This window comes from Bifidobacterium choladohabitans, from assembly GCF_016102005.1.
In the GTDB taxonomy this organism is placed as follows: Bacteria; Actinomycetota; Actinomycetes; order Actinomycetales; family Bifidobacteriaceae; genus Bombiscardovia; species Bombiscardovia choladohabitans.
This window is the reverse complement of sequence record NZ_JACFPL010000002.1, coordinates 371,044-388,061: the sequence shown is the minus strand read 5'-3', so window position 1 is coordinate 388,061 and position 17,018 is coordinate 371,044. Positions and strand designations below refer to the sequence as shown.

The window sequence follows — 17,018 nt, the reverse complement described above, 5'->3', positions numbered from 1 at the left end:
GGCTGTATCTTTACGGCTTAATCCATATATTGGCGATAAAAGTCCGCCATTTGGTTCATCAACGGCACATCCAGCTCGTAGCCCTTCGACTTGTCGAAATGCTTGGCCGAATATGCGTTATAGCTTTCGTTAGAAGGCTTTTGACCCAGTTGTCTCATGCGCTCCTTGTATTCCTGGTCGAATTGCTTTCGGTATCGCACCGAGTCCTGGGAATAGTAGACATAGGCGTGCCCGCGATCCTGGTATTCACGGAACCGGAATCGTGGGTTGGACTGAAATTCCTCACGGAAGAGGTCATAACTATATCTGACCGGTACCACCTGATCGTCCCGGCTCTGAGTGATGAAAATTCCCGCCTTGGATTTCTTCAAGCCACCCAAAGCGGTATAGCCAGCAAACTTCCCGAACTTTACATGCTCATACAAGCTCACGCAGGGCATGATGAGCGAGACGGCAGGGCCAGCGATTTTTCTGCCGGGCTGACGCATCATATCGATCGAGCGATTGAACCCAGAAACCATGACCGCGGCCTTGACCTCTGGGTGAAGGTTGAGAACAGCGCCGACGGCATAGCCTCCCCAGCTCTGTCCGAACAGGAAAAGAGGGAGGCCCTTATATGATTGCTCACCCTCCACGAAACGAAGAGCTTGGTCTAGATCCTCGACCCCTTGAGGAAGGCCCCTGACGGACTTGCCGGCGCTTTCATCGTTGCCGGTGGCATCATAGGCGAAGACCAGGAAGCCCTGGGCGGTGAAATAGTTGGCAACATCCATGTAGGTATTCTGTCCGCCGCCGAAACCATGAGCAATGACCACCAGGCCCTCAGCCTTGTCCTCTCGCTGGTTCGGATTATTTCTTGAATACTGATATCCCGCCAGTTCCTTACCGTCCTTGGACCGGAAGACGCACCGCTTCATGCGCAAGCCGGGAAAGTCTGCGAGCGCATAACGCATCCATCCGGGAGTGTTATACCGTTTTCCGAAGGTGTCCTCATAGACCAAAATGGAAGCCCCCGGCAGAATGATTGCCATGACAAGAACAAGTACTATTGCCAGGGCAAGAAGGACCCGCCTCCAATTGCGTTTGGGCTTTGTCCCGCCCGGATTTTCGGACATTTCACTCCCTGATCGGCACCCCATTGTCTGTTTGTATAACTATAAACTTTACAGCTCTGAAGCCAGGCCGACTAATTGGTATGCAATGCCGTAATTGGCTGTTTGTAAGTATTTGTCCTCCTATTCACATGGCAGAGGTAGTCAGAATCTTATTAGCCGATGATTGTTTGAGAATGGTTCGTTTTTGGCACAATTAGTGAGGTGCAGGTTCCAGAGAGGTGTTTCATTTGTTTAAGTGTTTCAAAACTCGTCTAAAAATCAATGTAATATTTAATTGATGAAGGATGAGTTTTGAAACACTTGCGGATAGAGGCCACAGAGAACTCGTGCGGGGGAGGGTCGTGCTCATGCTGATTGGATATGCCCGGGTCAGCACATTGGACCAGAATGAGGACCTGCAGGTCGATGCTTTGAAATCTGCAGGGTGTGAGCGATGGTATGTGGATCACGCTTCAGGTGCGAAGGCCAGCAGGCCGGAGCTCGATCGGATGGTTGAGGTCCTTCGGGAGGGTGATGTGCTGGTGGTGTGGAAGCTTGACCGTCTGGGGCGCAGTGTCCAGGTTGATGTCATGAACCGACTGCAGGACATGGGGGTCGGCTTCAAGTCGCTGACAGAGCAGATGGACACCACAACACCTGGCGGCGTCTTGGTGTTCAATGTGTTTGCGGCCATGGCTCAGTTCGAGAGAGACCTGATACGTGAACGGACAAATGCTGGTCTGAAGGCTGCCCGGTCGAGAGGTAGGGTTGGTGGCCGGCGCCACAAACTCAGCAAGAGCGATGAGGCCATGGTCCGACAGCTCTACGCGTCCAAAAGCGTCACTGTCAACGAGATCGCACAGCGGTTTAGGATATCCAGAGGAACTGTATATGGAGTGCTTTGGCCACGAATTAGAGCACATAAGGAAAAGCGAACAGGGCGAACTATAAAACATGTGGCAGTTCGCCCAACTCACACATTTCAGCATCTTCAAATGACGCTAGTCTTTATCGTGTTTCCCTCGGCGTTCTATTGCCATAAAGATAATCATCGCCACCCAAGCCACTGGATAAGTGCATAAAGCCCAGAACTGTGAATCAGTAACAAACGATATAATATGGGCAAGGACTAACGCTAGTCCGAAAAAGCTGACAGCAATATCTATTGGTTTATTGGACATCAGAAAAGGCATCCAGCAACTGCATCGCCAACACGAACCCAGCCATTCGCGTCAGAAAATAGCTTTTGTTTCAAAGATATATGTGTCATGGCGGTTCCTTTGCCGTCGCAACAAAATGCACGATTTGTGCATAAGAGAATTATGATAGAGAATTGTCACTTTGGCAATATCTGTCCATATATTGGATATGTACTACACCTTCGGAAGACGATCATTCCAGAAGGCGGATCATCCCCGCGGATGCGGGGAACACGTGAGCTTTGCGACCTGTGATGGCTTATGCGTGGGATCATCCCCGCGGATACGGGGAACACCACGACCATGGTTTTTTGGAGCCAGGCGATGAGGGATCATCCCCGCGGATGCGGGGAACACACTTAGAAATCCTTCCATTTGTAAGGATTATCTACTACCGTGCATTGCAAACCAATGCAACGCAGACCAGCGTAATGAAATCAATAACGCTATTGAGTTTGACCTGAAGTGCCTTGGTCTGCAATAACTAGTCTTGCTCTAATCGGACACAAATACCATCCTGTATTGATCAATAAGAAATGAGCGGGCTGGGATAGTTCCAATCCACTCACTGCTTAGCTCTTAGCTGCTTTGCACTTTTTCAACGCGCAAACGAGGAAACTACTCGCAACCGACAAATTAGAAGTCAGTAGCTCGTCTCGTCTTTATCCTGTAACCGCAAACGGAGGGAGTAGCTTTTGGATAGTTCGGCCCTCTTTGCGCTCAGCTGGCCTGCTGCTGGCTCAGATCATACACAGTGACGCCGTCAACCGTGGTTGCGGTATAGTGCTTGGCCACCCACTGTGAGATTTGCGTGGCAGTGTCGGAACCTCCCATCTGATGGCCACCCATCTCACCAGCTATGTAGTAATGAATCTGCTTATCCTTCACGTACTGCTTGAACTGTTCCAAGCTGGGGTAGGGGTCGGAACCATTGAACCCGCCAATGGCCATGACCGGCTTTTGAGAAGCCAGCTGATAGCCCGCCGCCTGCTGGGATCCTGTTGTGGCCGCGGACCATCGGTAGGAGTCAGATGACTTTTCCAGCATGGCGACGACCTTGGAACTGGACCGGCCTCCACCAAGCAGACCTCCTCCTTTCATCCTTCCTCCTTCTGATCCACCATGGAATCCAGATTTGCCCCTGCGCTGTGAGTGCATGGAGGGCGCACCCGAAGAGCTGGATTCCCCTTGTGGCCCTGAAGAATCCTGGCCCATGGGACCTGGTCCTTGAGAACCCATGCTGGGAGCCTGTTGACTATTCGAATCGCCACCAGGTATCTGGCCCTGCTTGCGTGACTGACCCTGCTGACTCATCGGGTCTTGGCCCATTTGATATGAGCCCATGTGACCGCCGTCACCTCCAGGCTTACCTTGCTGTGGCATATTGCCAGGTGCCATGCCGCCCGCCTGGCCACCGCCGGGTTGGCCACCACCAGGAGCACCCCCGGGCATACCACCGGGGCCGCCACCCATGCTCCCTGAAGTCAGACTGGGGCCGGCCAGGACGATTGATCCCATGTGTCGGGATACGGTGTACAGCGTCCATGCAGCAGGGCCTGCCATAAGCCCTATGACTGAGAGAATGAGGGCTGCAAGAGCGAGTCGTCGTATTCGCAAGAGTCCAGCCAGGGCAAAACCGAGGGCGCCCATGAGACCGATTATGAGAATGGCCCACTTGAGCCAGGGGAGCCACTGGGAGCGACCTGCCAGGCTGAAATCCCAGAAGGCCGTGAAGGCGACAAGAATCGGCGTGACGATCCTGGCCCAGCGCTTGTCCCGGGCAATCCACAGACTGAATGCGCCGATGGACACCAAGGCAGCTAGGGCAGGAGCCAGAGCCACGGTGTAATACTGGTGGAAAATGCCCGCCATAAAGCTGAAAACGAGTCAGGTGACGGTCAGCCAACCTCCGAAAGCAATGACACTGGCTCTGCGCACATCAATGCGAACGGCCCTGCCGATAACCAGCAAGCTGATGACAATGCCTGCGAAAGTCAAAGGAGCCAACCAGGAAATCTGCGTGCCGAACTCGCCGCTGAACAGACGATTGAGACCAGTCTGGCCCCACATGCCACCACCGCGACCGCCGCCAGCCGGCATGCCGCCTCCTTCATGGCCGTGGCCAGGTATGACGGATCCTTCTTCGCTGCCGGTCAAGCGTCCAAAACCGTTGTAGCCAAAGGTAAGCTCAAGGAAGGAGTTGCGCTGGGAGCCGCGTATATAAGGTCTGTCGCTGGCTGGCACGATGACCGTCAGCAGTACCCACCAGCCAGCGGCGACGATCATAGAACCAATGGCAGCGAGTGAATCCAGAATGCGACGAACTATGCCTGTCGTCGATGCAAGAAGAAAAGCCAGGGCAAAGCCAGGCAGTACGAGCAGCACCTGCAGTTGCTTGGCAAGGAAGCCAAACCCGATCTGAGCCCCGGCCAGGACCATCCACCATGTGCGCTTTCGATTGCCAGAAGGATGGTTGGCATACTCCAGAGATCTGAGGAGCGCATGAGTGGCACCGGTCATCAATAGCACCAGCAAGGCATCGGGGTTGTTGAAGCGGAACATGAGCGCGGCTACCTGAGTGAGCATAAAGATGAAACCGGTGACAATGCCCGCCCAGTTGCCCCAGTATCGACGCACGGTGGCATAGAGCAGATAGGTGGTTGCCACGCCCATAAGCGCTTCCGGCAGGAGGACGGCAAAGGAATTCAGACCAAAGATGCGCACGGAAAGCGCCATCAGCCAGAGGGCTGCCGGCGGCTTGTCCACGGTGATGGCATTACCCGAGTCCAGAGACCCCCCAGAGAAAGGCTTTCCAGCTGACCGAGCCAGCCTGGGCTGCAGCCGAATAAAACTCGTTGGCGTATCCAGAAGCCGTAAGGTTGATAAAGAATATTGCGCAGGCCGCAAGCAGCATGACACCCAGTGCCACCCAGTCTCCACAAGTCCGTCGAGGCAGAATATATGCGCGGGAAGAGTGCTCATCAGCGACTGCACCTGCGCTTGTTGATCGTGGCGAAGTGAAAGTCTGTGAATGCGTGGAGAAGCCATAGCTGCTGTGAGAAGCCAATGAAGCGTTCATGATAGGTGAAGTTTGCTCTTTCTGTATGAGATTTCGTTTGCTGCCAGCCGCTCAACAAGCGGCAATCTCTTTGCCTGGATTCTGCATACGTGAACGCGAATCCTCCTCTTTGGCAGGCAAGAGGGATCCGCGCAACTCATACTGGCGGATCTGATCCCAGACGGCAGGGGAGTCCAGGTCGACGCGAAGCTGCTCGACCGCGCGGGCCTCCATGCCCTCCCTGACCCGATGCATGCCCTCCAGATCCTTCTTTACCGTGTCTGGAATATCGACCGTCGATCCGGCATCCTCCACCCAGCGAACGGGAAGCTCCAGCATGGTCATCCCAGCCTGCTGGGCTCGCACAAGCAGCTCCGTATCGAAGAACCACTCGTCATCCTTCACGTGAGGCAGCAGGGCACGCGCAGCTTGGGCAGTAATGGCCTTGAAACCGCACTGGGCATCATGAAAGGAGACAGCCAGATATGAGCGGAGCATGAGGTTGTAGGTGCGCGAAATGAATTCACGTTTGGGGGAGCGGGTGACCTGAGACTGTGGCATCAAGACGCGAGCCAAAGGCGATGTCGGCCCCGCCCTGGAGCAGGGGAAGAATAAGGCTGCCCGTAAAGCCGATGTCGGTGGATAGATCAACATCCATATATGCCATGACTGCCGCCCTGGAGCTGAGCCAGGCCTGTTTCAGGGCGTACCCACGGCCCTTTCTGGCGAGGTGCAAAGCGCGTACCTGATTGGGGCACCAGTCACACAAGGACTTGGCAATCTGCCAACTGGCGTGTGTGCTGGCGTTGTCTGCAATCACGATATTCCAGCTGAAGGGTGCCAGATCTCTGGAGTGACGATCCAGAAAACTGCATAAGGTGGATACGGAGTCTGCCAGCTGAACCTCGTCGTTGTATATGGGAATGACAATATCGGCGTCGACCGATTTCGGACTGCCGTAAAAAGACAGGCGAATCAACCTCACCTTGTGGGATTTGTCTGTTGCCAAAGGAGTACCTGTCAGGCACATAGGGCTGCCCATCAATGTTTCTTTCGAGAATATCCGTTGCGTTCATGCCTCATAGTAAACAGCGGCTACTTGGGATATTCCTCGAACTTGTCTTTATAAACTGATTGGACTCCTTAAAAAGAATCATGAGAATGTCTCAATGTTTGCTGACATGGCTGCACCAAATAGCAGCAGTCAATATCGTTTATTTAGAACGATTAGCATAGTTCTGCTTGGCTTGCTACAGGGATTAAACCGAAACCAACTTATGTATTGCGTTTAGGAAGAGGCCACGGTCATGCACATTTAAGCTGTATCTATAACATAAAGAATAATGAAGCAATAATTATATGAGCAATGCATAGCATAGTTAAGCATCCTTGGGTTTACCTACTTCGTAGGCCTAAATCAAGTCCTGCTGAAACCGTAAAACAACGCTATAGATTGGCGATTGTCGCAAGCGCGTTTAATGACAACTAGAGTCAAATGCGATCAGACTTTCCTCTGCTGATACAAAAGACGACAGGTGTCTTCAACGGACACACAAGTTCAGAGAAAACAAAAAGGCAAACTACAAGCAACAAAGGTATCTCGGGCAACACGACGAGCAGGCCGACATCTTAATAGTCACCTGTGCCATTAACATGACAAAACCTTAAGTGCGGCAATACTTGCGCCATCAATTACCGTCAAGCTTTCTGCGCAACCAGGGTACACCAAACATAATGGCACAATATGTTATCGTTCCGCAGGTTAAACCAATTATCGTGTAAGGACTTGTTACAACGTCCTTCCAAGGTCTTCCTATCGCCCAGGAAATAGCCACTATCAGTAGTAGACAAAATCCTATATATAACGGTATAGACAGCACTTTTCTCATCATTATGAAGTCACGAGACCTTCCATGCATCGAGTCTTGGTTAAAGCGAACACATCCATCTTCTTTGGTTGACGCGTGAACCTATGAATATTTCTACAATAACAGGGAGCAAAGGTGTTCCCAAATTCGCTTTGAACGATAGATCTTTTGCTTATAGCTGTGAATGGCTTTCCGCCAACAGCCTGGTTTCGCAACGACCGTAAGACCGAAAACAGTCTCGAGATCCACTGTCAATGTGGCGACAAAAGACGCTTGGTAAACAAGACCAAGATAATGGGTGTCAAATTGACTTGACGTAAAGCTTGCTTTACATTATTCTGGTGCTCATTCAGGTCGACCGGTCCTGATTTGAGCTTATCAAAGAAGAAACCCATGAAGGACGAAAAGAGCGGTAAAGCAACTGTCGATGTGCGACCCAGATCGTTTGGCACTGTTCGTTTCGGTTCCCGCTCGATGCCAGCGCTCACAACCGCTTTGATTCCAGGCCTGGCGAGCAGCATAGTTCAAAGAGGTGTTTATGAAGGTCGTCGCGATATTTATAAATGTAATGAGTCTTGTGGGATTAGTTGTCACATTATACATGCAGATTCAGATTGGGTATTACAGTGACGAACACCCCAGCCTTTATAACCAATTTGATGAGTCGCAAGGAAATCTTGCATGGATTTGTGTTTTTCTTTTTTTTGCTCTCTGTATACTGTCACTTACATTGATTATTCAGATTACAGAACAAACAGAACGAAAGTCATCTCTTCAACCGAAGAAAATATAGCTTTTGCCAAGCTTGCCTCTATAAAACCTCTCGTAGCGATATTAAAGTGTAGCGTAATAGAATTCTATCTATATACCTTAATTTATATACCTTATATATGTGCATGCCTGTAAGAAAGTGAGGAGCCCCGCGTCATTAACGAATACATAGCACATAATTTGTCATACCGAAGAGACGGATAATCAGAAATACAGTTTTTATCATATATGTCACCAGAGCAAAACAAATAGGACATTAAATTTCGAGAACCTTGGCAACTTGTATAACTTTGTCGGGCCGGCGGGATTTGAACCCGCGACCCCTTGACCCCCAGTCAAGTGCGCTACCAAACTGCGCTACGGCCCGACGGTGCATCAGCACCGAGTAGAGATAGTAGCACAGCGTCACCGGGCCGACAACGGTCCGGCGAGTCCTGGCAGACCAGTCCGGACAGACCGGGTACATGATCGACTTGCTATCATGATTCTGGACGGTCGGCGCAACCCGCGTCGGCCGCGAGTCGTTCCAGCCCGGAAGGGGTTCCATGAGCACAGACGTTTTCGACCTTTCGGCCGCAAAGATGCGCGACAAGGGCATGAGCGAAGTCTCCATCAACCAGTTCAGGCACCTTTACGAAACCTGGGAACGGGGAGATGCCAAGGCCTGCGTGCGCGAGAAGGACGTCGTCCCGCTCAAGGACGTGCCCCGCACCAAAGACATCCACGACACCATGGACATGGACATGGCCCTGGACGCATTCTCCCGCACCGCCTTCATCAAGCTCAACGGTGGGCTTGGCACCTCCATGGGCCTGGAAAAGGCCAAGTCCCTGTTGCCCATCCGTCGCCACAAGGCCCGTCGGATGCGCTTCCTGGACATCATCATGGGCCAGGTGCTGACGGCCCGCAAGCGCCAAGGGGTGCCCCTGCCGCTGATCTTCATGAACTCATTCCGCACATCGCGCGACACCATGCGCGTGGTCAAGCAGGACCGTCGCTTCGTCCAGAACGGCGTGCCCATGGAGATCATTCAGCACATCGAGCCCAAGATCGACGCCGACACCGGCCGTCCGGTCGACTTCCCGGCCAAGCCCGACCTGGAATGGTGCCCTCCCGGCCACGGCGACATCTTCTCGACCATCTGGGAGACCGGTCTGCTGGACACACTCAAGGAGCAGGGGATCGACTACCTGTTCATCTCCAACTCCGACAATCTGGGCGCCCGGCCTTCAAGGACCCTGGCCGGCTATTTCGCCCAATCCGGAGCGCCCTTCATGATCGAGGTGGCCAAGCGGACCGAGGCTGATCGCAAGGGCGGCCACATCGTCATCGACAAGGCCAGCGGACGCCTCATCCTGCGGGAGATGTCCCAGGTGGACCCGCATGACCGCAGCTCGGCCATGTCCATCCGCAAGCATCCCTACTTCAACACCAACAGCATCTGGGTCAGGGTCGATGCCCTGCGCGACAAGCTGACTGAATACGACGGCGTGCTGCCCCTGCCCATCATCGAGAACCGGAAGACCGTCGACCCCACCGATCCTTCCACCCGCCCCGTGGTGCAGCTGGAGACCGCCATGGGCTCTGCCGCCACGCTCTTCGAGGGGGCCATCTGCGTGCAGGTGGACCGTATGCGTTTCCTGCCGGTCAAGACCACCGACGACCTGTTCATCATGCGCTCCGACCGCTTCCACCTGACCGACTCCTATGAAATGGAGGACGGCAACTACGATTTCCCCAACGTCCAGCTGGATGAACGCTACTACAAGTACATCGCCGACTTCGACGAGCGCTTCCCCTACGGGGTTCCCAGCCTGGCGGCTGCCAACTCGGTCACCATCGAGGGGGATTGGACCTTCGGCAGGGATGTGACCCTGTATGCGGATGCCCATCTGAGCGACCAGGGGCGCTCCTCATACGTGCCCAATGGTCAGTATGTGGGACCTCAGGGCATCGAACCGGACGAGTGGGTCTAAGGCCGGGCGCAACAGGGTTCAGCCTGTCAAGAAAAGGGACCATATTTGGGTGTTTGGCTCCCACGGTCCTGAAAATCAATCTATGATAGGTAGACGTGCGTTAGGCGCACTGATACATAAATTTTAACGATACGCGAGGACTGATGGCAGAAGGCACGAACGGAAGACGGCGTTTCTCGGATAAGTGGGGCAAGCACGAACTCGATGTCCTAGCCGTCTTATCGTCCGCTTTCCCGCAATGGCTTACATCACGGCAAATAGCACAGCGGGTGAAGGCCTATGCCGACTCCTACGGCGAGTTGGCCGACCAGGCTGCCAAGGCCGCCTTCGCCAAGCAGTTCCAGCGTGACCGGGCCAAGCTGGCGGCCATGGGCATAGCCATCGAATCCCGTCAACCCGAGTATTCCTCCAAGTCCGAAGGGCAGGATTTCGCCTCCTACCGTCTGCAGCTGGGGGATGAGCCGCGCATCCGCATGCACTTCAATCAGGAGGACATGCCGGTGCTGGCTGCAGCCAACTACCTCGCACGATCAATCGCCATGTCCCAGGAGGCCTGCGAGGAGCCGACCCGACCGGTCTCGCGCACCACGCCCCGCGTGCCGCAGGTGCCCATCCCTGGCCTGGGTCTGGACTCCATAGCCCCTGGGCTGGGTACTCAGCGCATTCCCGACAACCTGGTCAAGGTCATCGATTCCCGTCGCTTCGCCGCCACGGTGGACGTGGACGGGGAGAACCTGAACGTGGCCTATGCCGACTCGGACGATTTGGCCATGTTCGTCCTGGAGCACCCCGATGCCTCCATCGTCAGCCCGCAGGAGGCCGCGGATGCTTTCCGGCGCCGTCTGGATGCAGCCACCCACTTCAAGCTGGCCGACGAGTCGCAGAGCCCCGGCGCGGCAACGGTCATCTCCCCGGAGATTGCCCGGACCAGCGTCGAGCATTTCGCCAGTGACCTAAGCGACGACGATGCCGACCTCCGCCACGCCCGCCGGGCCAGTGCATCCTCATTCCAGACCGGGTCCGAGGTGGATCGCCGCCTGCGTCTCATGCTCTTCCTGTCCGCACACCTGGGCGAGGAATTCTCCCTGGCCGAGCTGGCCGATCGCTTCATCGGCCACCCCAACAGCAAGGAAGAGCTGCGCAAGTACGTCAATACCATCCACAAGGACATCAACACCCTGACCACGGTCTCGGACGACGGGGAGATGGCCGGCAGCCAGTTCTTCGACATCGACTGGTCCCTGCTGGACGACAGCGGCATCGTCTCGGCCACCAACTCACTGGGCTTGGAGCGGCTGGCCGGCATTTCCCCCCAGTACCTGAGCATGCTGACCGCTTCGCTCAACTACCTGGCCCATTCGCCCCTGCTGCCCGAGCAGTCCCGCAGCCAGGCCGAGTCACTCTACCAGCGCCTGCGCACGCATGTCGGGCCGGGCGAGACACCCTGGCTCTCCCTTACCGGGTATGAGACCGAGCCCAAGAGTTTCTCGGTGGTCCGCCGGGCCATCAAGACCGAATCACTTCTGGACATGGAGTACACGGACGCTGCCGGACGCACCCGTCGCAAGGTGGTGGCCCCTGCCAAGATCTTCGTGGATGAGGGCGTCTACTATGTTGCCGCCTGGACCGATATTGGCGATGCAGCAGAGGGCACCGAGGCCGCGGACGCCCCCTCTGATTCCAGCCGCCACCTCAAGCATGGCACCGGGCGCAACCGACAGTGGCAGGTTCTGCGAATCGCCAGAATCGAGCATGCGACCATCGTCAAGCCCAGCCACAAGGTGGAGTTCCCGGATGTGCCGGTCAGCGAACTACGCAAGTGGTCCTTTGACAACGGCACGGCTGCGGTCTTCATCACCGACCGGCCGGATTTGCCCTACATCAAGTCCCTTCCGGGCGCCTCTGTGGAGCCTTGCGGATCCGGACAGAAGGTCCACCTGACCGTCTCCTCGGACTCCTGGTTCGTGGCCTTCTGCATCGCCCACGCCAAACACATCACTGCAGTGGCACCCAAGACCCTGCGCACCATGATCCTGGCCCGTGCCCAGCGCGAGATCACCATCAGCGACGCTCACGACAAGGAGCAGGACCGGCACTAGTCCCGGTCGGAGAGGAGTCCCATGCCTGGATGGATCTGGATCCTTCTGGTGATCTTCATGCTGGCCATGCTGATCGGGGGAGCCGTCTACGCCATCCGCCACGCCATGGCAGCCAGCCGCTCCATAGGGCGGGTCTCGGACGATCTGAACCGTCACATGCCACAACCTCCGGCGCCGGGGCAGTCCCAGGCACCGGATAGGACCAAAGGTCCGGCCTTCGCGCTGCCCCTGTCGCAGTCAACCGAGCGATACAGCCAGGCCCATGCCCTGGTGCTGGAGCGCAAGGAGCAGCGCAGAAGGAACCACGGCCGCATCTGGCTGCGGTGGAAGCAGTTCAATAGGTAGTTCTTGGAGGAACATGTCAGGTCATCGTCACCACGGACAGGATTCATCAGCATCCGAACCGGGGCCGGCGGAACGCTACGCCCGCTTCAGTCGTCACCGCAAACGCATGACCGGGGCGCCGGCACGCTTTCAGTCCAAGCTGCCCTTCCCCCTGGATGACTTCCAGCTGGAGGCCATCACCGCCCTGCAGGATGGCGACAACGTCCTGGTGGCCGCTCCGACCGGCGCCGGCAAGACCATAGTGGCCGATTTCGCAGTATTTTTGGCCCAGGAGCAGAACGTCAAGACCTTCTACACCACCCCCATCAAGGCGCTGAGCAACCAGAAATACCATGACCTGGTCGACCGCTATGGCGAGGACCGGGTGGGTCTGCTGACCGGCGACACCTCCATCAACTCCGAGGCGGACATCGTGGTCATGACCACCGAGGTCCTGCGCAACATGCTCTATGAACGGTCCTCCACCCTGACGGCCCTGAAGTACGTGATTCTGGACGAGGTCCACTATCTGGCCGACCGCTTCCGGGGGCCGGTCTGGGAGGAGGTCATCATCCATCTTCCGGCCTCCACCCGCATTGTTGGGTTGTCTGCCACCGTGTCCAATGTGGAGGAATTCTCCGACTGGATCTCCTCGGTGCGTGGACGCACCCATCTGGTGGTCTCCGAGCGCAGACCCGTGCCGCTGGAGCAGCATGTCCTGGTCCAGGCCGACAGACACACCGAGCCCGAGATCCTGGACCTGTATCGGCATGATGGATCTGGAAAGCAGACACCAAAAATCAACCCACGTCTGGTCTCGCGGCTGGCCCAGTTGGACAAGGCCGGACAAGAGCGCGTCCAGGCCCGCGACAAGGGGCATCATCATCGCCATGGCCGAGGCGGCAGGCCGGAGCGACGGATGGGGGAGCGGTATCGTCCAAGCCGGGCCGACGTGGTCGATGAGCTGGACTTCATGGATATGCTGCCCGGCATCTACTTCATCTTCTCCCGCACCGGCTGCGACCAGGCCGTCCAACAGTGCATCCGGGCAGGGCTGCAGCTGACCACCGACGAGGAGGCCCGCCGTATACGGCACATCGTGGACTCCATGGCAGCCGGACAGCTCAGCAAGGAGGATCTCAAGGCGCTGGGATTCTCCCAGTTCCGTTTCGCGCTGGAGCAGGGCTTCGCCGCCCATCACGCGGGTGTGGTCACTCTCTTCCGGCAGATAGTCGAACATCTGTTCGAGTTAGGGTTGCTCAAGGTGGTCTTCGCCACTGAGACCCTGGCCCTGGGCATCAACATGCCCGCCCGTTGCGTCGTGGTCGAGAAGCTGGAGAAGTTCGACGGCACAGGTCACGTAGCCCTGACACCCGGCGAGTTCACCCAGCTGACCGGTCGGGCGGGCCGGCGCGGCATCGACGACATCGGCCATGTGGTGGTGGTCGACCACCGGGATTTCAGCCCCAAGACCATGGCGGCCCTGTCCAGCAGGAGGGTCTACCCGCTGCACTCCAGCTTCCGACCTACCTTTAATATGGCCGTCAACCTGCTCAATTCCTCCAGCTACACGCGTGCCCGGGACACCTTGGACCACTCCTTTGCGCAGTGGGAGGCCAACCGATCAGCCTCGGAGCTGGAGGAGCGCATCGAGACCCTGACCAGCGGCCTGGAGGACTACAGGAAAGCCGCCCAATGCAGCCGTGGCGATCTGATCGAATTCATGCGCATCCGTGCGGCCCTATCCTCGGCCCAGAAGAACGATCGCCGCCGCCTGAAGCGTCAGCGATTCACCAGCGAGAAGGCCCGCGACCGGGCATTCCGCGACCTTGATCGGCACATCGACCAGCTGCGCGAGCAGGAGCGCAACCATCCCTGCCGCCAGTGCCCGGACCTGCCCAAGCACCTGCGCTGGGGGAACCGGTGGATCCGCATGGACAAGGAGCTGCAGCGCACCCGGGAGCAGTACGAATCCAAAACGGGGTCGGTCTCACGCCAGTTCGACAGGATCTGCCAGATTCTGGCCGACCTGCGCTACACCCGGGCTGTGGATCCCGACGACTGCCGACTGACCCGGAAGGGCCAACTGCTTCGGCGAATATACAGCGAACAGGATCTGAGCCTTGCCGAGATTCTGGATCGGGGCATCCTCGACGATCTGGAGCCCCCCGAGCTGGCGGCCGCAGTCTCCGGACTGGTCTACGAATCCCGCCGTGGGGTAGGGGAGCAGCCGGGGGAGAGGGCCGGATACCGGGCTCCCAGACTGGTCGAAGCCATGGAGGATATGAAGCGTCAGTGGTCCCAGGTGCAGGAACGCTGCGATCAGGCCGGATTGGAGCTGCCCCCGGAACTCGACTTCGGCTTGGGGCCGACCATCTACGACTGGGCCTGCGGCGACTCGCTGACCACCATCCTGCGTGACAGCGATCTGACGGCGGGGGACTTCGTGCGCAACGCCAAGCGCCTGTCCGACGTGCTCACCCAGATCGTCCAGGTGGAACCCTACCTGGGCAGGGGAGGGCATCACCTGGCCAGGACTGCCAGCATCGCCGCCGACCAGGTCAATCGCGGCATTGTGGCATACACCGGCGTGGAGTGAACACGGGCCCAATCAGGGAATAAGTTTCAGGTCAACACTGTTCTGTAGCTTGGAGGCAGTGACGGACACGAGTATGGAGGAATCATGGCAGAGCGCAGTCTTCGCGGCATGAGCATTGGGGCGAAGTCCCTGGAATCCGATCAGAATGTGGACTTCGCGGCACGCAGCGAGGTCGCCTACATCTGCCCCAAGGGCCATCGGACCATTCTGCCGCTGGCTGAGGGTGCAGAAGTGCCGCAGGAGTGGGAGTGCCGCTGCGGGCAGATCGCTCACCTTGAGGGACATGACGAGCAGGAGTCCGGCAAGACCGGCAAGCCGACCAGGACCCACTGGGACATGCTGCTGGAGCGTCGGTCCGAAGACGAGCTCAAGGCTGTGCTGGACAAGCGCCTGAAAATGCACCGCGAAGGATGGTTCCCCGACTATGAGTAAATCACCGCGCCGCCTGGTTCTGTTGGATCTGGACGGCACCCTGACAGCTTCTCATCCGGGCATTATCGCCTCTGTGATGCAAACTTTCAAAGAGCTTGGTCATCCTGTGCCCGATGAGAGCGCGCTTCGACGATTCATCGGACCAGCTATCGAAGTGTCCTTGCGCCACAACGGCATCAGAGAGGAAGACGTCGACAGGGGCGTTCAAATCTACCGGCACTACTATAGCGAGATAGCAGCATTCGAGGATCCCGAGCATCCTGGGCAACAGGTCCCTGGACGACTGCTCGCCAAGGTCTTCGACGGCATCCCCGAACAGCTGAGTCGTATGCGCGAACACGGTCTGACATTGGCTGTGGCCACCTGCAAACCCGAGTATCAGGCTCTGCCGGTCTGCGACCACTTCGGGCTGACACCACTGGTGGATGGTGTCTATGGAGCCAGCAAGGACTCCACACGGATCACCAAAGCCCAGGTCATCACCTACGCACTTGAGCAGCTTGGCTTCAATGCAAAACCCGGCGACAGGGCCCTTATGGTCGGTGACCGCTGGACCGATGCCGATGGCGCCTTGGAAACCGGTCTGGACTGCCTAGGATGCCGCTGGGGCTATGCCGAACCCGGAGAACTGGAATCTCACGGATGCTACCGAATCATCGAGCAGGTTGACCAGCTGTGCCAAGCTGTCGATGATTACTTCGACAACGACCATACCCAGCACTGAGTCGGCCAGAACTGCATAGAACCACATTTATGCTTCAGGGGGCCACCCGAGATCACCCGGGTGGCCCTTGATAATTGTGAGCGATGCTCTTGCAACGTCACCGAGACGACCATAATAAAGAGACCATTAAATCGCTGGAAAATCACCGGAAAACGGCAAAATCGAAATCATGACCTAGTAAGCCGATAATGTACGTTATGTCATATTATTTATTGTTTTTCTCCCCTATTTAGCTCGCCATACGCTGTTCGCCAATGTTGTCCTCGTCGATTCATGCAGCCCGCTGACGCTGCTCATGCTGGTGCTCCAGACGCTGGCGCAGGCGCATGGCCGTCAGTTCATCGATGGGCCGCTCAGGTATTCCCGGTGTCAGCTGTCCGGTAGTCAAATCCACATGGTCGCAGGTCTGCAATTCCAGATCCATGCGATGCCAGATTGCGCCCACAGAGATAGCAAAGACGGCACGCCCGGACTGCATCAAGGCGAATACCTGATCGGGGCCTGAGCATTCGGTGACCTCGTCGCCGTCGCAGACCACGGTCACGTGCTCCAGCTGGCCGACGGTCCGACGCTCAAGATAAGCCACAGTGCTCGTAGCGTTGACCAGGTTGACACCGGCATCCAGGAGGCGCTTGAGGACAGCCAGGATGACCACATCCTTGAAGGAATAAAGCCTACGTGAGCCTGAACCGTGCGAGGCCTTGATGGATGGCTCTACAATCCGTTTGCGAGCCCAATAATCCAGCTGCCGATAGGTGATGCCGGCAACCTTGGCCGCGACCGTGCCTCGGTAGCCCCGGGTCGTGCCCTCGGCCTGCTCAGGCGAAAAGAGCTCACCCTGGACCAGCGTCGGCGCCTCTTCGGCCATGTCAAG

The 17,018-nt window shown here is 56.8% G+C and carries 14 protein-coding genes and 1 tRNA gene; 7 read left to right on the top strand and 8 right to left on the bottom strand.

Annotated elements, in window-relative coordinates; genetic code table 11:
• Nucleotides 1-17 precede the first annotated feature (17 nt).
• Nucleotides 18-1,031, bottom strand: coding sequence for an alpha/beta hydrolase (locus tag H3S97_RS05125; protein ID WP_198219851.1), 1,014 nt, complete (start codon nt 1,029-1,031; stop codon nt 18-20).
• 368 nt (nt 1,032-1,399) lie between these two features.
• On the opposite strand from H3S97_RS05125, the gene H3S97_RS05120 reads away from it, so the two are divergent.
• Nucleotides 1,400-2,176 (top strand): recombinase family protein, encoded by a 777-nt coding sequence (locus tag H3S97_RS05120; protein ID WP_408610430.1) that lies wholly within the window; start codon nt 1,400-1,402, stop codon nt 2,174-2,176.
• A gap of 837 nt (nt 2,177-3,013) precedes the next feature.
• On the opposite strand, the gene H3S97_RS08390 is transcribed toward H3S97_RS05120, so the two are convergent.
• The 6 genes from H3S97_RS08390 to H3S97_RS05100 all read right to left on the bottom strand — a co-directional run bounded on the left by H3S97_RS08390 (nt 3,014) and on the right by H3S97_RS05100 (nt 8,357).
• Complete coding sequence (locus tag H3S97_RS08390) at nt 3,014-4,165, bottom strand: mannosyltransferase YkcB-related protein (RefSeq protein WP_232356285.1); 1,152 nt, start codon at nt 4,163-4,165, stop codon at nt 3,014-3,016.
• Between the two features lie 15 nt (nt 4,166-4,180).
• Nucleotides 4,181-5,059 carry an ArnT family glycosyltransferase gene (locus H3S97_RS08385; protein ID WP_332468266.1) on the bottom strand — a complete coding sequence of 293 codons (879 nt, stop codon included), beginning with the start codon at nt 5,057-5,059 and terminating at the stop codon, nt 4,181-4,183.
• A gap of 364 nt (nt 5,060-5,423) precedes the next feature.
• Nucleotides 5,424-5,912: a glycosyltransferase family protein gene (locus tag H3S97_RS08380; RefSeq protein ID WP_232356284.1), complete on the bottom strand. Its 489-nt coding sequence runs from the start codon at nt 5,910-5,912 to the stop codon at nt 5,424-5,426.
• Complete coding sequence (locus tag H3S97_RS08375; protein ID WP_232356283.1) at nt 5,875-6,360, bottom strand: glycosyltransferase; 486 nt, start codon at nt 6,358-6,360, stop codon at nt 5,875-5,877. The genes H3S97_RS08380 and H3S97_RS08375 overlap by 38 nt, the downstream gene beginning before the upstream one ends.
• 1,110 nt (nt 6,361-7,470) lie before the next feature.
• A complete protein-coding gene (locus H3S97_RS05105) occupies nt 7,471-7,707 on the bottom strand; it encodes a hypothetical protein (RefSeq protein ID WP_198219850.1) in 237 nt (78 codons plus the stop codon).
• Between the two features lie 576 nt (nt 7,708-8,283).
• A tRNA-Pro gene (locus H3S97_RS05100) sits at nt 8,284-8,357 on the bottom strand.
• Nucleotides 8,358-8,535: 178 nt separating this feature from the next.
• Here H3S97_RS05100 and H3S97_RS05095 point away from each other — a divergent pair.
• The 6 genes from H3S97_RS05095 to H3S97_RS05070 all read left to right on the top strand — a co-directional run bounded on the left by H3S97_RS05095 (nt 8,536) and on the right by H3S97_RS05070 (nt 16,144).
• Nucleotides 8,536-9,966 (top strand): UTP--glucose-1-phosphate uridylyltransferase, encoded by a 1,431-nt coding sequence (locus tag H3S97_RS05095; protein ID WP_198219849.1) that lies wholly within the window; start codon nt 8,536-8,538, stop codon nt 9,964-9,966.
• 143 nt (nt 9,967-10,109) lie between these two features.
• Complete coding sequence (locus H3S97_RS08630) at nt 10,110-12,065, top strand: helix-turn-helix transcriptional regulator (RefSeq protein ID WP_198219848.1); 1,956 nt, start codon at nt 10,110-10,112, stop codon at nt 12,063-12,065.
• Nucleotides 12,066-12,086: 21 nt separating this feature from the next.
• Complete coding sequence (locus H3S97_RS05085; RefSeq protein ID WP_198219847.1) at nt 12,087-12,410, top strand: hypothetical protein; 324 nt, start codon at nt 12,087-12,089, stop codon at nt 12,408-12,410.
• Between the two features lie 13 nt (nt 12,411-12,423).
• Nucleotides 12,424-14,988, top strand: a complete 2,565-nt coding sequence (locus H3S97_RS05080; protein ID WP_198219846.1) for a DEAD/DEAH box helicase — start codon at nt 12,424-12,426, stop codon at nt 14,986-14,988.
• 84 nt (nt 14,989-15,072) lie between these two features.
• The gene (locus H3S97_RS05075; RefSeq protein ID WP_045935333.1) at nt 15,073-15,420 is read left to right on the top strand and encodes an RNA polymerase-binding protein RbpA; all 348 of its coding nucleotides are present in this window, start codon (nt 15,073-15,075) and stop codon (nt 15,418-15,420) included.
• A complete protein-coding gene (locus H3S97_RS05070) occupies nt 15,413-16,144 on the top strand; it encodes an HAD hydrolase-like protein (RefSeq protein ID WP_198219845.1) in 732 nt (243 codons plus the stop codon). Before H3S97_RS05075 ends, H3S97_RS05070 begins: the two co-directional genes overlap by 8 nt.
• A gap of 271 nt (nt 16,145-16,415) precedes the next feature.
• On the opposite strand, the gene H3S97_RS05065 is transcribed toward H3S97_RS05070, so the two are convergent.
• Nucleotides 16,416-17,012, bottom strand: a complete 597-nt coding sequence (locus H3S97_RS05065; protein ID WP_198219844.1) for a MerR family transcriptional regulator — start codon at nt 17,010-17,012, stop codon at nt 16,416-16,418.
• Between the last annotated feature and the right edge of the window lie 6 nt (nt 17,013-17,018).

Coding starts and splice junctions, on each gene's coding strand:
- H3S97_RS05120 (WP_408610430.1), top strand. CDS start 1,400: ATGAGTTTTGAAACACTTGCGGATAGAGGCCACAGAGAACTCGTGCGG.
- H3S97_RS08630 (WP_198219848.1), top strand. CDS start 10,110: ATGGCAGAAGGCACGAACGGAAGACGGCGTTTCTCGGATAAGTGGGGC.
- H3S97_RS05065 (WP_198219844.1), bottom strand. CDS start 17,012: ATGGCCGAAGAGGCGCCGACGCTGGTCCAGGGTGAGCTCTTTTCGCCT.
- H3S97_RS05070 (WP_198219845.1), top strand. CDS start 15,413: ATGAGTAAATCACCGCGCCGCCTGGTTCTGTTGGATCTGGACGGCACC.
- H3S97_RS08390 (WP_232356285.1), bottom strand. CDS start 4,165: ATGGCGGGCATTTTCCACCAGTATTACACCGTGGCTCTGGCTCCTGCC.
- H3S97_RS08380 (WP_232356284.1), bottom strand. CDS start 5,912: ATGCCACAGTCTCAGGTCACCCGCTCCCCCAAACGTGAATTCATTTCG.
- H3S97_RS05080 (WP_198219846.1), top strand. CDS start 12,424: ATGTCAGGTCATCGTCACCACGGACAGGATTCATCAGCATCCGAACCG.
- H3S97_RS05075 (WP_045935333.1), top strand. CDS start 15,073: ATGGCAGAGCGCAGTCTTCGCGGCATGAGCATTGGGGCGAAGTCCCTG.
- H3S97_RS05085 (WP_198219847.1), top strand. CDS start 12,087: ATGCCTGGATGGATCTGGATCCTTCTGGTGATCTTCATGCTGGCCATG.
- H3S97_RS05095 (WP_198219849.1), top strand. CDS start 8,536: ATGAGCACAGACGTTTTCGACCTTTCGGCCGCAAAGATGCGCGACAAG.
- H3S97_RS05125 (WP_198219851.1), bottom strand. CDS start 1,031: ATGGCAATCATTCTGCCGGGGGCTTCCATTTTGGTCTATGAGGACACC.